This is a genomic window from Streptomyces fractus, from assembly GCF_049844455.1.
In the GTDB taxonomy this organism is placed as follows: Bacteria; Actinomycetota; Actinomycetes; order Streptomycetales; family Streptomycetaceae; genus Streptomyces; species Streptomyces fractus.
Genome location: NZ_JBMYHI010000002.1, coordinates 3,078,802 through 3,093,013 on the forward strand (window position 1 = coordinate 3,078,802; position 14,212 = coordinate 3,093,013).

The window sequence follows — 14,212 nt, forward strand, 5'->3', positions numbered from 1 at the left end:
CCATGCCCCCTGTTCCCATACCCGGTCGGGCCCGCGCCGGTGCGCTCCGCCGGCGGGCGGCACTCGCGTCGGCGCTCGTCTGCACACTCGCCGCGAGCGGCTGCACCGTGGCCAACAGCGCGTCGGTGACGGCGGGCAAGGACACGCTGCGCGTCGTGCTGCCGGAGGAGCCGCCCACACTCGAACCCTGCGAGTCCTCGCTGACCTCCACCGGTGTGGTGGTGCGCTCCAACATCACCGAGCCGCTGACCGAGCGCGATCCGCGGTCGGGCAGTCTCCGGCCGAAGCTCGCGACCGCCTGGAAGCGCACTTCCGCCACCCAGTGGACGTACACCATCCGCGAGGGCGTCCGGTTCAGCGACGGTTCGCGGTTCGACGCGAAGGACGCGGCGTACTCCATCGACCGCGCGGTCAACTCGAAGCTCGGCTGCAATGTCGAGGGCTACGTCTTCGGGGACATGGACGTGAAGCTGTCGACGCCCGACGCTCACACCCTCAAGGTGTCGACCCCCGAGGCGGACCCGATCCTGCCGCTGCGGCTCTCCTTCATCGAGATGGTGCCGACGTCGACCGACGCGAAGAAGAAGGTGCGCGAGCCCATCGGCACGGGCCCGTACCGGATTGCCGACTGGGAGCCGGGCCTCAGGCTCTCCCTCGCCGCCAACAAGCGGTACTGGGGCAAGGCCCCCGCCTACCGCAAGGCCCTCTACCAGTGGCGTCCCGAAGGCAGCGTCCGCGCCGCCATGGTCACCAACGGCGAGGCGGACGTGGCTACTTCGCTCGGTCCGCAGGACGGGGCGGGCGACACCGCGGTCACGTATCCGAACAACGAGACCACCGCGCTGCGCATGCAGCTCGGCGAGGCGCCGCTGAACGACCAGCGGGTGCGCGAGGCGATCAACTACGCGATCGACCGCAAGGGCATCGTCGACTCCCTCTACCAGGGCGACGCCAAGGTCGCGTCCCAGCTCGTGCCCTCCGGGATCACCGGCCACGACAAGGGGCTGAAGCCCTGGCCGACCGACCTCGCGAAGGCGCGGAAGCTGCTCGCAGAGGCGAAGGCCGACGGCGTCGATACCGGGAAGCAGATCCGGCTGATCAGCCGGACCGCGCTCTTCCCGAAGGTCGACGAGACCGTGCAGGTCATCCAGAACGAGCTGGCGAAGCTCGGCCTCAACGTCAAGATCCAGATGAAGGACACCGCGGGCAGCACGGAGTTCCAGGAGCGGCCGTTTCCCAAGAACACGGGCCCGTATCTGCTGCTCATCCAGCACGGGAACCAGGCCGGTGACGCGGCGTTCTCCATGGATCAGTACCTGCTGAGCAAGGGGTTCCAGAGTTCCGGTGGCACGGCCGCCTTCGACCGGAGGATCCGGGCGGCGGAGGCCCTCACCGGGGACGAGCGCCAAGAGGCGCTGGGCCGGATCTTCGGCCAGGAGCCGACCGAGATCGCCCAGTACGCGTACGTGGCGCACATGTACGGGATCGTCTCGCTCGCGGACGGGGTCCGGTATCGGCCCGACTCCGCGACGGGCGACGAGATGCGCCTGGCCGAGTTCACGCACGCCGACTGACAGGGCGGCGCGTCCACCCCGCCCTCGGGGCTCCGCCCGGACCCCGCGCCTCAAACGCCGGCGGGGCTGGATCTGCCCGGACCCACCCGCCCGCCAGGGCTTGAAAGCCCGCCCGCCCCTCCGACCTAGGGACAGCGATGTTCCAGTTTCTTCGACGCCGCACGCTGACCAGCATCCTGCCGCTGGTCGCGGTGCTCCTCGGGGTCTTCGTCCTCGCGCGGCTCACCGGCGACCCTTCGTCCTTGTACCTGCCCGAATCCGCCACCCCGGCCCAGCGCGCCGCGTTCGCCGCCCGCAACGGCTTCGACCACTCGATCTGGCAGCAGATCGCCGACTACTTCGGCGGCGTGTTCCAGCTCGACTTCGGTGAGTCGCTGCGCACCGGCGAGTCCGCGGCGACGATGGCGCTGCGGGCCTTCCCCGCCACGCTTCAGCTCGCCTTCGCGACGATGCTGATCGCCGTCGTCGGCGCGGTGGTCATCGGCAGCTGGGCCGCGTTCCGGCCCAACTCCCTTGCCGACCGCGTCTCTTCGTTCCTGTCCATGACCGCGGCGAGCGTCCCCGACTTCTGGTTCGCGATCACCGGCGTATGGATCTTCGCCGTCACCCTCGGCGCGCTGCCCACCTCGGGCGTCACCGACGGCATGCTGTCGTGGGTGCTGCCCGTGGCGACGCTGGTGATCCGGCCGCTCGGCGTGCTCACGCAGGTGGTGCGCGGCGCCATGGTCTCCGCGCTCTCCGCCCCGTACATACGCCTTGCCCGCAGCAAGGGAGCCGGCAGCGTCCGCGTGGTCAGCCATCACGCGCTGCGCAACGCCGCCGCGCCCGCGCTCACCGTCGCGGGCGACCTCGCCGTCTCGCTGGTCAACGGTGCCGTGGTGGTGGAGACGATCTTCGGCTGGCCGGGCATCGGGAAGCTGATGATCGACTCCATCCTGGGCCGCGACTTCGCGGTGCTGCAGGCCGCGGTGCTGATCACCGCGATCACCATCTTCGCGCTCAACATCGTCATCGACGTCTGCTACGCGCTGCTCGACGCGCGCGTGCGCGAGACGGCGACGGCCTGAGGAGGACGCCGTGAGTACCTCGACCGACAAGCCCGCCGCTGCCGCGCCCTCCGCACCGCGCGGCAGCCAAATCCCCTTGTGGCGAATGCTGTTGCGCGACCGGGTCGCCACCGTGGCCGCCGTACTGCTCGTCCTGATCGCGCTCACCGCGGTCCTCGGCCCGCCGCTGCTCGGCGACTCCGCCACCGACCAGGACCTGAAGAACGCCAACCAGGCGCCGTTCTCCCTCGACCACGGCTGGCTGGGGATCCTCGGCACCGATCCGCTCGGCCAGAGCATGCTGGCCCGGCTGATCGTCGCCGCCCGCACCACGTTCAGCGTGGCCGTACCCGCGGTGCTGCTGGCGCTGGCCGTCGGCTCGGTGATCGGCATGTGGGCGGGCTACCACCGCGGGCGCCGGGAGACGGTCGCGATGCGCGTGGCCGACGTCATCATGAGCTTCCCTTCACTGCTCATGGCGGTCGTCGTGCTGTACGTCTTCTCGCCGAGCATCGCCAACCTCGTCCTGGTGCTGACCGTCACCCGGCTCCCGGTCTATCTGCGCACCGCCCGCTCGGAGTCGTCGGAGTTGCAGAGCCGCCTGTTCGTCGACGCGGCGCGGACCTTCGGCACGTCCAGCGGGGCGATCATCCGCCGGCACGTCTTCCCGATCGTGCTGCCGACGCTGCTGACCCTCGCCACCCTCGAATTCTGCTACGTGATGCTCGCGGAGTCCTCGCTGAGCTTCCTCGGCATCGGCATCCAACCACCCGACGTGAGCTGGGGGTTGATGGTCTCGCAGGGGCGTACGTACTTGCAGAGCGCATGGTGGCTGACCTTCTTCCCCGGGCTCGCCATCATCGTCACGACGGTCTCCGCGACCGTGCTCGCCTCGTGGGCGCGGCTCGCCACCGACCCCGCGCAGCGCTGGCGTCTCGCGCTGCCCCGCAAGGCGCGGCGCCGCGCCGCCCCGGCTCGCCAGGAGGCCACGTCGTGACCGCAACCGCCCTTGAAGTCGACGGCCTCAGCGTCGACATCCGCACCCCGCACGGCACCGTACGCGCCGTGGACAAGGTCAGCTTCCGGGCGCGGCGCGGCCGTACGCTCGCCCTGCTCGGCGAGTCCGGCTGCGGCAAGTCGATGACCGCGCAGGCCGTCATGTCGCTGCTCGACCCGGCCGCCGAGGTGAGCGAGGGCCGGGTTCTGCTCGACGGCACGGACCTGGTCGCGGCCGACGAGCGGACCCGGCGCGCGCTCGCGGGACCCGAACTCGCCATCGTCTTCCAGGACGCGCTCACCGCCCTCAACCCGGTCTACACGGTGGGCACCCAGCTCGCCGAGCCGTTCCGGATCCACCGCGGGATGTCCCGCCGACAGGCCCGCAAGGAGGCCGTCGAGCTGATGGACCGGGTCGGCATCCCGGAGCCGGAGAGCCGGGTGGACGCCTATCCGCACCAGTTCTCGGGCGGTATGCGCCAGCGTCTCCTGATCGCCATCGCGGTCGCGCTCTCGCCGTCCGTGCTCCTCGCCGACGAGCCGACCACCGCGCTCGACGTCACCGTGCAGGCGCAGATCATGCAGCTGCTGCGGGACCTGCGCGAGGAGCGGGACATGAGTGTCGTACTGATCACCCACGATCTGGCCCTCGTCTCCGAGCAGGCCGACGAGGTCGTGGTGATGTACGCGGGCACCGTCGTCGAGTCCGGGCCCGTGCGCGAGGTGTTCGGCGCGCCCCGCCACCCGTACACGAAGGGCCTGTTGGACTCGGTGCCGGTGCACGCGGCCCGCGGCGAGGAGCTGAGGTCCATCGGCGGCGCCCCGCCGGACCTGCACTCGATCCCGTCCGGCTGTGTCTACCAGGACCGCTGCCCGCTGGTGCGCGACCTGTGCCGGGAACGACGCCCCCAGCCTGCCGAGGTCGCGCCTGGCCGCACGGCCGCCTGCCACTTCTCCGACGAGGTGACCCGATGAACCACGAGCCTCTTCTCCGCGTACGCGAGCTCACCAAGACGTTCCAGGTCCAGGGCGCGGGCAAGAAGCGCGGGCTGCGCGCCCTGAACGGCGTCTCCTTCGATCTGAAGCGCGGCGAGACCCTCGGCCTCGTCGGGGAGTCGGGCTGCGGCAAGTCCACGCTGGCGCGCACGCTGCTCATGCTGGAGCGGCCCGACAGCGGCGAGGTCCGCTTCGACGGCGTGGACCCGTTCGCGCTCAAGGGCGCGGAGCTGCTGGCGTGGCGGCGCCGGGTGCAGATGGTCTTCCAGGACCCGTTCGCCTCGCTCAACGCCCGGATGACGGCGGGCGAGATCATCGGCGAACCGTGGCGCACCCACAGGTCCCTGCACCCGACGGCGGTCGAACGCGCCGCCCGCGTAAGGGAGTTGCTCGATCTCGTGGGGCTGCGCAAGGGCGACGAGCAGCGCTACCCGCAGGAGTTCTCCGGCGGCCAGCGCCAGCGCATCGGCATCGCCCGCGCGCTCGCCCTCTCCCCCGACGTGATCATCTGCGACGAGCCGGTCTCCGCGCTCGACCTGTCCGTGCAGGCGCAGGTGCTCAACCTCCTCAACGATCTGCAACGACAGCTCGGCGTCAGCTATCTCTTCATCTCCCACGACCTGTCGGTGGTCCGGCACGTCGCGGACCGCGTGATGGTGATGTACCTGGGCGGCGTCGTGGAACAGGGCGACACGGAGTCCGTCTTCGAGCGCGCCCTGCACCCGTACAGTTCGGCGCTGATGTCGGCGGCGCCGTCCCTCGACGCCGACGCGCGCCGCGAACACATCGTCCTCCAGGGCGAGTTGCCCTCGCCGCTGGCGCCGCCGTCCGGCTGCCGGTTCCGCACCCGCTGCTGGAAGGCGACCGACGCGTGCGCCTCGGCCGCGCCCGACACGGCCGTCGACCCACAGGACCCGGGCCACACGGCGGCCTGCTTCCATCCGCTGGAGGACACGTCCGGTCTGGTGGCCGCGGGCGGGGGCGGCCTGTGACGCTCACCGGCTATCTGGTCGTCTCGGTCGCGATGGTGGTCGCCGCCTGCCTCCAGGCGTCCATCGGCTTCGGCATGGGGATGCTCGCCGCGCCCGTGGTCGCCGTCGTGGACCCGTCCCTCGTACCGGGAACGCTGATCATTCAGGCGGGCGTGCTCACCCTCCTCGTGACGGTGGCCGAGCGGCAGCACATCGACCTGCGGGGCACCGGCTGGGCGCTGGTCGGCCGGGTGCCAGGCACCGTCGCGGGAGCACTGCTCGTGGCCGCGCTGCCGCCCCAGAGCCTCGCCCTGATGCTGTCCGGCGTGGTGCTCCTGGGCGTCGTACTGACCTGCTTCGGCTGGGCACCGCGACCACGCCGTCCGGCCCTGGTGCTCGCCGGGTCCGCGTCCGGGCTCCTCGGCACCGCGACCTCGATCGGCGGCCCGCCGATGGCCCTCGTCTGGCAGGGCAAGGACGCACCCGTGCTGCGCGGCACCATGAGCGGGTTCTTCCTCATCGGCTCGGTGCTCTCCGTCGCGACGCTCGCGTCCACGGGCGCCATCGGTACGCACACGCTCCTGATGTCGGCCGTGCTGGCCCCCGCGCCGGTCATCGGCTACGCCCTCTCGCGCTACGTGAACCGCTTCATGGACGCCCGCCGACTGCGCTGGGCCGCGATCGGGGTGTCGGCGCTGGGGGCGGTGCTGCTGATCGGGGAGCAGCTGGTGTGAGACCGGCCCCCCCCCAGCGGGGTGCCTCACTCACTCCACTACGACGTTGCGCAGCGGGCGTCCCTCGGCGAGCGCGTCGACGTTGGCCCTGATGTCCTCGGCCCGGCCGCGGAAGGTCTCCTCGGTGTGGCCCGACTGGTGCGGCGTGAGCACCACGTTGTCGAACCCGGTGAAGTCCAGGTGCGAGGGCGGCGGCGCCGCGGGCTCGCGCGGGTTGCGCCACCAGACGTCGAGGCCGGCGCCCGCGATCGTGCCGTCGCTCAGCGCCGCGTGCAGCGCCTTCTCGTCGACGACCGCGCCCCGGGCGACGTTGACGAGCACGGCGGACCGTTTCATCGCGGCGAGCGCGGCGGCGTCGACCAGCCCGCGCGTCTCCTCGCTCAGCGGCACCGTCACCACGACCACGTCGCAGGCGCCGAGCATCTCGTGCAGCCGGTCCTGCCCGCCCACCCACTCCAGGTCGACCCCGGCAGGCGGCGGCGCGCCCGGGTCGCGGCGCACCGTGCGCACGCGCATGCCCAACGCGCCCGCCACCCTGGCCACTTCGCCACCGATCTCGCCCATGCCGAGGACGCCGATCGTGCGCCCCGCGAGGACGCCTCCGAAGGGGTAGGACCGGTCGACGACCACGTTGCGCCAGACGCCGGCCCGCAGGTCCCGCTCCCCGCGCGCGACGTCACGCAGCAGCATCATCGACACCATCACCACGTGCTCGGCGATGGAGCGGCCGTGGTGGAAGGTGTTCGCCACCCGCACCCCGGGCCGCAGCGCGGCCAGCGGGATCCTGTCGTAGCCGGCCCCGGTGACGTGCAGCAGCCGCAGCCGGTCCATCCCGGCGAGGAGTTCGCGGTCGGCCGCGGAGCACACGAGGACGTCGGCGGTGGCCGCGGCGGCGGCGCGGGCCACGGGATCGTCCCCGTACGCGAAGGTCCAGCGGTGTGCGCCGCCTTCGGTGAGCACGTCCCTGAACCGCTCCATGACCGGTTCGGTGACCAGGACCTCCAGCGGCCGCACCGCTCCCCCGCTCACCACCGGGGCACCGTCGGGTCGAACTCCGGCCGGAAGCGGCGCATGTAGGCGGTGTCGTCGCGCTCGCGGATGCCGCTGGTGAGGTACTGCTCGTGCAGCCGGGCGAGCGCGTCACGGTCGAGTTCGACGCCGAGGCCGGGGGCGGTGGGCACCGCGACCGCGCCGTCCTCGAACGTGAGCGCGCCCGGCACGACGACGTCCTCCGCGGGGTCCTTCCACGGCCAGTGCGTATCGCAGGCGTAGTCGAGGTTCGGGGTGGCGGAGGCGAGGTGGGTCATGGCCGCGAGGCTGATGCCCAGGTGCGAGTTGGAGTGCATGGAGAGCCCCATGCCGAACGTCTCGCAGATCGCGCCGAGCCGCTGGGACCGCCGCAGGCCGCCCCAGAAATGGTGGTCGGACAGCACCACCTGGACGGCGTCCTGCCGCACGGCGGGCGGCAGGTGCTTGAAGGCGACCACGCACATGTTGGTGGCGAGCGGCATCGACACCTCGCGCGCGACGCGGGCCATGCCCTCGATGCCGGGCGTCGGGTCCTCCAGATACTCGACGACCCCGTCGAGTTCCTGGCCGACCTTGACCGAACTGGCCACGTTCCAGGCCCCGTTGGGATCCAGCCGGAGCGGTAGCCCGGGGAAGGCGGCGCGCAGCGCCCGGACCGCCTCGATCTCCTCCTCGGGCGGGAAGACGCCGCCCTTCAGCTTGATCGCGCCGAACCCGTACGCGTCGATGATGCGCCGCGCCTGCCGGACCAGGCCCTCGGGGTCGAGCGCCGCACCCCACCCGTCCTCGTCCTGCCCGGGGTGCCCGGCCCACTTGTAGAAGAGGTACGCGCTGTAGGCGACGCGGTCGCGCACGGCGCCGCCCAGCAGGTCGCTCACCGGGCGGCCGACGGCCTTGCCCTGAAGGTCGAGCGCGGCGACCTCGAACGGCGAGACGACCCGGTCGGCGAGGGAGCTGTCGGTCACCATCCCGCTCATCCCGTGCCCGCCCACACCGCTGTCGGCTGCCAGCGATTCGTTGACGGCGCGCCAGACGCCGTTGAGGTCGAAGACGTCCGTGCCGATCAGCCGCTGCCCCGCCCGCTCCAGGCGACCCAGATGCGGCAGGTCCCCGTAGGACTCACCGAGCCCGCACAGGCCGCTGTCGGTCACCACCTCGACGACCGAGCGCAGGGCGAACGGCTCGTGCACACCTACGGAGTTGAGCAGCGGAAGGTCGCGGAAGGCCACCGGCGTCACGCGCACCTCGGAGATCCGGTGCTTCTCAGAGTCAGACATGACCGGATCCTGGCACGCGTCTACGTACGTAGACAAGGCTTGCGTATGTGATTCCGGGGGTGCCGCGCTCGCGCTACTCGACGCCGATCAGCATCAGCGCCGACTGCCGCCCGCCGCGGTACACGACCGTGTCCACGGCCAAGTGGGACCGGCGGACGTGCTGTTCGAGCCCGGCGGCGACCTCGTCGGAGACCTCCTCACCGAGGACGAGCGTGACGAGTTCGCCGCCCGCCGCCAGCATCCGGTCGAGGACCGTGCGGGCCGTCGCCGGGACCTCGCCGCCGATGACCGCCACGTCGCCGTCGATGAGGCCGAGGACATCGCCGGCCTGACAGATGCCCGCCATGGTCCACGACTGCCGCTCGGCGACGGCCAGTTCGCCGTACCGGGTCGCCCCCGCGGCCGAGGTCATCGCCACGACGTCCTCGTCGAAGCGCCGGTCGGGCTCGTGGACGGCGAGCGCTGCGATGCCCTGGACCGCCGAGCGGGTCGGGATGAGCGCGATCCGGATGCCCTCGGAACGGGCCTGCTCGGCCGCCGCCGCGGCGGTGTGCCGCAGCTCGGCGTCGTTCGGCAACAGCACCACCTCGCGCGCGTGGGCCCGCCGTATCGCGTCGACGAGCTCCCCGCTGGCGGGCGGTCCCCGGGCCGGTCCGGCACGGTCGTGGCGCCCGCCTCCCGGTAGAGCCCTGCGAGCCCGTCGCCCGGCACGACCGCGACAACGGCCCTCTCCGCCCGCTCACGCGGCGCGGAAGCATGCGTCGCGTGCACGTCGCCGAGCCCGAAGTGGGTGATGCGGATGCGGTACGGACGCCCGGCCTCGACGCCCGCCTCCACGGCCGCGCCCGCGTCGTCGACGTGTACGTGGACGTTCCACAGGCCGTCCCCGCCGACGACGACCAGCGAGTCCCCGAGGGCGTCGAGCCGGCTCCGCAGCCGGGCCACCGCCCCGTCGTCCGCTTCGAGCAGGTAGATGACCTCGAAGGCTGGGCCCGCGGCGCCTTCGTCCTCGGGACATTCGAGCAGCACGCCATCGGGTACGGCGTCCACGCGCGCGTGGACGGCGCCTCCACCCCGGCGCACCGGCGCCGCCTCCCCCGAGACCGCCTCACTCAGCGCCCCCAGGACGACCACGAGCCCCCGACCGCCCGCGTCCACGACCCCGGCGCTGCCCAGGGCCGCGAGCTGCCCCGGCGTCGCGTCCAGGGCCGCGCACGCGCCTTCGTAGGCGGCACGGACGACGTCCCGGCAGTCCCCGTCGACCCCGGAGGCGGCCTCCGCGGCCGCCGTCGCCACGGTCAGGACGGTGCCCTCCACGGGGTGGGCGACGGCCTCGCGCGCGGACTCGGCGGCCCGGCCCAGCGCAAGCCGAAGGGCGTCGGCGTCGGCCCCCGCCGCGTGATCTCCCTCACCTGTCCCGCCCTCGGTGAGGACCTGCGCCATGCCCCGCAGGAGCTGCGCGAGGATCGTCCCGGAGTTGCCCCGGGCGCCTATGAGGGCGCCGTGCGCCATGGCGCGCATCACTTCGGGGAGCGCGGGAGCGGCCGGTTCGGGCCCCGCCTCCAGACCGGCGAAGACCGCCTCGACCGCCTGATGCGCGGACTCGACGGTCAGATAGAGGTTGGTGCCGGTGTCCCCGTCGGCGACCGGATACACGTTGATCGCGTCTATCTCCGCGCGGTCGCGGCCGAGCGCCTCCAGGGCGAGTGAGCACCAGGCGCGCACCGCGATCACGTCGAGCACCTGCGGCACCTGCGCCTCCTAGAGCAGCTGGACTGGCACCGCAGAGTAGACCGCGGAAGGTGAGAGTCCGGAAAGAGGGCCGGGCCCGAAAGCGTGGTCCGACCTGGTCCGACCTGGTCCTGAGCGCGGGCGGGCCGTCCGACCAGCCATGGTAGTTTCGTTCTACCGACGCAGCCGTTGTATGCTGCTCGGGTTGCCCAATATTCATTGGGCCATCCCCTGGCACCGCCACTCAGATCCTCCGATCCTGATCCCGGCATGCCGGGATCAACCGTAAGAGCATCTGAAGTCTTTGGAGTGACCCGTGGCTGCCAACTGCGACGTCTGTGGCAAGGGGCCGGGCTTCGGCAACAGCATCTCCCACTCGCACCGCCGTACGCCCCGTCGCTGGAACCCGAACATCCAGCGTGTGCGTGCCGTGATCAGTGGGACGCCGAAGCGCCTCAACGCCTGCACCTCGTGCATCAAGGCCGGCAAGGTCTCGCGCTGACGTTACGCCTAGCGCGGCCACCTAGCTGGTTGCTTGAAAGAGCCGGTCCCCTCGGGGACCGGCTCTTTCGTATGCCCGCACGTCCCCTGCACGCCCGGGCCTCGCCTACTCGATCTCTCCGGGATACCCGTCCCCGAAGTGATCCCAGCCACCCTGGTTCGCCCAGGGCGCCCCGTCCACGGTCACCTGGGACAGCGCCGAGGGGCCGAGCACCTCGCCGATCACCTTCCAGCGGGCGGGCAGCTTCACGTCCGGCGGGAAGGTGGCCACGATCGCGTGGTCCTCTCCCCCGGTCAGCACCCACTGCAGCGGGTCGACGCCGACGGCCTGGCCGATGTCCTTCATCTGCGAGGGCACATCCACCTGCCCCGACTTGATGTCGATGCGGACCTTGCTCGACTCGGCGATGTGGCCCAGATCGGCGATCAGCCCGTCGCTCACGTCACACATGGCGGTGGCGCCGAGTCCGGCCGCGGCGGGACCCGCGTGGTACGGCGGTTCGGGGCGCCGGTGCGCCTCCACGAAGGCGCGGGGCGAGCGGAAGCCGCGCGAGAGCACCGCGTATCCGGCGGCGGACCAGCCGAGCCAGCCGGTCACGGCCACGACGTCGCCGGGCCGTGCGCCGGAGCGGGTCACCGGCTCGTGGCCCTGCATGTCGCCGAGCGCGGTGATCGCCACGGTGATCGTGTCGCCGCGCACGACATCGCCGCCGACGACGGCGGCGCCGGCCACCTGACACTCGTCACGCAGCCCGTCCATCAGCTCGGACGGCCAGGACGCGGGCAGCTCGGCGGGGACCACGAGGCCGAGGAGCAGCGCGGTGGGCACGGCGCCCATGGCCGCGATGTCGGCGAGGTTCTGCGCGGCGGCCTTGCGTCCTACGTCGTATGCGGTGGACCAGTCCCGCCTGAAGTGCCGGTTCTCCAGCAGGACGTCCGTGCTGGCGACGACCCTGCGGTCCGGTGCCGCGATCACGGCGGCGTCGTCGCCGGGACCGATGCGTACGGCCGGGGTGGTGGTGAGCCGAGAGGTGAGCTCTCGGATGAGACCGAACTCCCCCAACTCGCCGACGGTGCCCTTCATGCGCGTGCTGCCCTTTCTGCCCCGGTTCGCTGCCGCCCGCCAGGGCCGTATGCCCCGGCCCGCTTGCGGTCGCGGGCCGACTCTGTCATGGGTACGGTTCTTGTCACGGGCCTGCCTTCCACGTCCGTCGGGCGCCACAGCCGCCACCGGGTCTCCCCGCGGCGAGCGGTGACGCGATAACGTGGCGTCCCTTCTCCCCACATGATCCTCGTGATGATCCTCGTGGCCGCCCTGGAGGTTCCGTGGTACAGGCGTACATCCTGATCCAGACCGAAGTAGGCAAGGCGTCGACCGTCGCCGAGCTGATCGGGAAGATTCCAGGAGTGATCCAGGCCGAGGACGTCACCGGCCCCTACGACGTGATCGTGCGCGCGCAGGCCGACACGGTCGACGAACTGGGCCGCATGGTGGTCGCCAAGGTCCAGCAAGTGGACGGCATCACGCGCACTCTGACCTGCCCGGTCGTCCACCTGTAGCCCCCGTCTACGCTGTGCCGGTGAAGTCATATCGTCACCGGATCCGGCACGGCCGGCTGAGCCGCCTGTCCATCGCGGTGCCCTCGCTCTCCTTGCTGATCGCCACCGCGGGCTGCGCTTCGACGGACGAGGCACCCAAGGCGGCGGTTCCCACTCCGGACGCGAAGGCCGCCAAGCTGTGCCGGAACCTGGACGAGGTCCTGCCGGAGAAGGTCGACGGACTCGAGCGCAACGATCCCGAACCGGGCTCGGAGCTCACCGCGGCATGGGGAAGCCCCGCGATCATACTGCGCTGCGGCGTGCCGTGGCCCGACGCTGCGTTGAAGGCGAGCAGCAATACGGCGACGATCGACGGCGTCGGCTGGGTGGCGGACGAACTCCCGGGCGGCGCGCAGCGCATGACGACGGGCGGCCGCCTCGCCTACGTGGAGGTGACGATCCCCAAGGACGAGGTCGCCAAGAACGGGGCGGGCTCCCTGGTCGACCTGGCGGGACCCATCAAGAAGGCGATCCCCAAGGGGATCGCCGACTAGAACACCCGACATGGAAGCGCGGTCTACCGCAGTCCGGTCGACCGCCGCAGCGCCGCCTGGATGAGCCGGTCCACCAGCTCCGGGTAGCCGACCCCGCTCTCCTGCCACATCCGCGGGTACATGGAGATCGGCGTGAAGCCCGGCAGGGTGTTGATCTCGTTGATGACGAACTCCCCGTCCTCGTCGAGGAAGAAGTCCGCCCGCACGAGCCCCTCGCAGGACATGGCCTCGAAGGCGTCGACGGCGAGCCTGCGGACCTCGGCGGTCTGCTCCTCGCTCAGCGACGCGGGCACGATGCCGGCCGCGGAGTCGATGTACTTCGCCTCGAAGTCGTAGAAGGCGTGGGAGTCGGCCGGGGGGATCTCGGCGGGCACGGAGGCGCGCGGCCCGTCCTCGAACTCCAGGACCCCGCACTCGATCTCGCGCCCGACGATGCCGGCCTCGATGATCACCTTCGGGTCGTGCTCGCGGGCGGTCTCGATCGCCTCGTCGAGCCCGTCGAAGGAGTCGACCTTCGTGATGCCGATCGACGAACCCGCGCGCGCGGGCTTGATGAACAGCGGCCAGCCGTGGTCCCCGACGAAGTCGGCGACGCGGCGGCGGGCGCCTTCCTGGTCCTGCTCCCACTCGCGCGGACGCACGACGAGATAGGGCCCCACCTTCAGCCCGAAGGACGTGAAGATGCGCTTCATGTACTCCTTGTCCTGGCCGACGGCCGAGGAGAGCACACCGCAGCCGACGTACGGGGTCCCGGAGAGGTCCAGAAGGCCCTGGATGGTGCCGTCCTCGCCGTACGGGCCGTGCAGCACGGGGAAGACGACGTCGACCTCGCCGAGGGCCTTGGGGACGGATCCCGGCTCGTTGTAGACGACTTCACGGGAACTCGGGTCGACCGGGAGCACCACGCCGCCCTCGGGCGACTCGGCGAGATCGGCGACGTCCGGCACCTGGCGGTCGGTGATGGCCATCCGCTCGGGATCGTCCGCCGTCAGCGCCCAACGCCCCTCGCGCGTGATGCCGACCGGCAGCACGTCGTACTTGGAGCGGTCGATGGCGCGCAGCACGGCGCCCGCCGTGACGACGGAGACGCCGTGTTCGGAGCTGCGACCACCGAAGACGACGGCCACACGCGGCTTGCTGCCGCTCGCCGATGAAGGAGCGGACGCAGGGCTCTGGGGGAGGTTCTCGCTGCTCATATCGCGTTGAGCGTACCTGCTGGTAGTACGAGAGTCAGCGCCCGCAGAGCCTGGGGCCTGTCGTCAAA

Annotated in this window: 13 protein-coding genes and 1 pseudogene; 9 read left to right on the plus strand and 5 right to left on the minus strand. The window is 71.6% G+C overall.

The window, feature by feature from the left end; genetic code table 11:
• Nucleotides 1-2: 2 nt before the first annotated feature.
• The 6 genes from ACP4E5_RS15590 (at nt 3) to ACP4E5_RS15615 (ending at nt 6,317) form a co-directional block, all read left to right on the plus strand.
• On the plus strand, nt 3-1,574 hold the full coding sequence (locus tag ACP4E5_RS15590) for an ABC transporter substrate-binding protein (RefSeq protein WP_425829072.1): 1,572 nt from the start codon (nt 3-5) through the stop codon (nt 1,572-1,574).
• A gap of 137 nt (nt 1,575-1,711) precedes the next feature.
• On the plus strand, nt 1,712-2,641 hold the full coding sequence (locus tag ACP4E5_RS15595; protein WP_425829074.1) for an ABC transporter permease: 930 nt from the start codon (nt 1,712-1,714) through the stop codon (nt 2,639-2,641).
• A gap of 10 nt (nt 2,642-2,651) precedes the next feature.
• Complete coding sequence (locus tag ACP4E5_RS15600) at nt 2,652-3,617, plus strand: ABC transporter permease (protein ID WP_425829076.1); 966 nt, start codon at nt 2,652-2,654, stop codon at nt 3,615-3,617.
• Nucleotides 3,614-4,591 carry an ABC transporter ATP-binding protein gene (locus ACP4E5_RS15605; protein ID WP_425829078.1) on the plus strand — a complete coding sequence of 326 codons (978 nt, stop codon included), beginning with the start codon at nt 3,614-3,616 and terminating at the stop codon, nt 4,589-4,591. The genes ACP4E5_RS15600 and ACP4E5_RS15605 overlap by 4 nt, the downstream gene beginning before the upstream one ends.
• Entirely contained in the window at nt 4,588-5,604 is a 1,017-nt protein-coding gene (locus ACP4E5_RS15610) for an ABC transporter ATP-binding protein (RefSeq protein WP_425829080.1), read from the plus strand. Before ACP4E5_RS15605 ends, ACP4E5_RS15610 begins: the two co-directional genes overlap by 4 nt.
• Entirely contained in the window at nt 5,601-6,317 is a 717-nt protein-coding gene (locus ACP4E5_RS15615; protein WP_425829082.1) for a sulfite exporter TauE/SafE family protein, read from the plus strand. Before ACP4E5_RS15610 ends, ACP4E5_RS15615 begins: the two co-directional genes overlap by 4 nt.
• A 30-nt stretch (nt 6,318-6,347) precedes the next feature.
• Here ACP4E5_RS15615 and ACP4E5_RS15620 read toward each other — a convergent pair whose 3' ends face one another.
• The 3 genes and pseudogenes from ACP4E5_RS15620 to ACP4E5_RS15630 all read right to left on the minus strand — a co-directional run bounded on the left by ACP4E5_RS15620 (nt 6,348) and on the right by ACP4E5_RS15630 (nt 10,375).
• Entirely contained in the window at nt 6,348-7,346 is a 999-nt protein-coding gene (locus ACP4E5_RS15620; RefSeq protein ID WP_425829084.1) for a 2-hydroxyacid dehydrogenase, read from the minus strand.
• Nucleotides 7,343-8,623, minus strand: a complete 1,281-nt coding sequence (locus ACP4E5_RS15625; protein ID WP_425829086.1) for a glucarate dehydratase family protein — start codon at nt 8,621-8,623, stop codon at nt 7,343-7,345. The genes ACP4E5_RS15620 and ACP4E5_RS15625 overlap by 4 nt, the downstream gene beginning before the upstream one ends.
• Before the next feature lie 73 nt (nt 8,624-8,696).
• Nucleotides 8,697-10,375, minus strand: a pseudogene (locus tag ACP4E5_RS15630) (DAK2 domain-containing protein).
• 295 nt (nt 10,376-10,670) lie between these two features.
• Between ACP4E5_RS15630 and rpmB the strand changes: the two are divergent.
• Nucleotides 10,671-10,856, plus strand: a complete 186-nt coding sequence (rpmB, locus tag ACP4E5_RS15635; protein WP_266714523.1) for a 50S ribosomal protein L28 — start codon at nt 10,671-10,673, stop codon at nt 10,854-10,856.
• Between the two features lie 105 nt (nt 10,857-10,961).
• Here rpmB and ACP4E5_RS15640 read toward each other — a convergent pair whose 3' ends face one another.
• Nucleotides 10,962-11,939, minus strand: coding sequence for a thiamine-phosphate kinase (locus ACP4E5_RS15640; protein WP_425829089.1), 978 nt, complete (start codon nt 11,937-11,939; stop codon nt 10,962-10,964).
• Between the two features lie 242 nt (nt 11,940-12,181).
• On the opposite strand from ACP4E5_RS15640, the gene ACP4E5_RS15645 reads away from it, so the two are divergent.
• Both ACP4E5_RS15645 and ACP4E5_RS15650 read left to right on the plus strand, forming a co-directional pair.
• Nucleotides 12,182-12,415, plus strand: a complete 234-nt coding sequence (locus ACP4E5_RS15645; protein ID WP_016642988.1) for an Lrp/AsnC family transcriptional regulator — start codon at nt 12,182-12,184, stop codon at nt 12,413-12,415.
• 20 nt (nt 12,416-12,435) lie between these two features.
• Nucleotides 12,436-12,948: a DUF3515 domain-containing protein gene (locus tag ACP4E5_RS15650; protein WP_425829092.1), complete on the plus strand. Its 513-nt coding sequence runs from the start codon at nt 12,436-12,438 to the stop codon at nt 12,946-12,948.
• 23 nt (nt 12,949-12,971) lie between these two features.
• Here the strand turns inward: ACP4E5_RS15650 and ACP4E5_RS15655 are convergent, their stop codons facing one another.
• On the minus strand, nt 12,972-14,144 hold the full coding sequence (locus ACP4E5_RS15655) for a D-alanine--D-alanine ligase family protein (protein WP_425829094.1): 1,173 nt from the start codon (nt 14,142-14,144) through the stop codon (nt 12,972-12,974).
• Between the last annotated feature and the right edge of the window lie 68 nt (nt 14,145-14,212).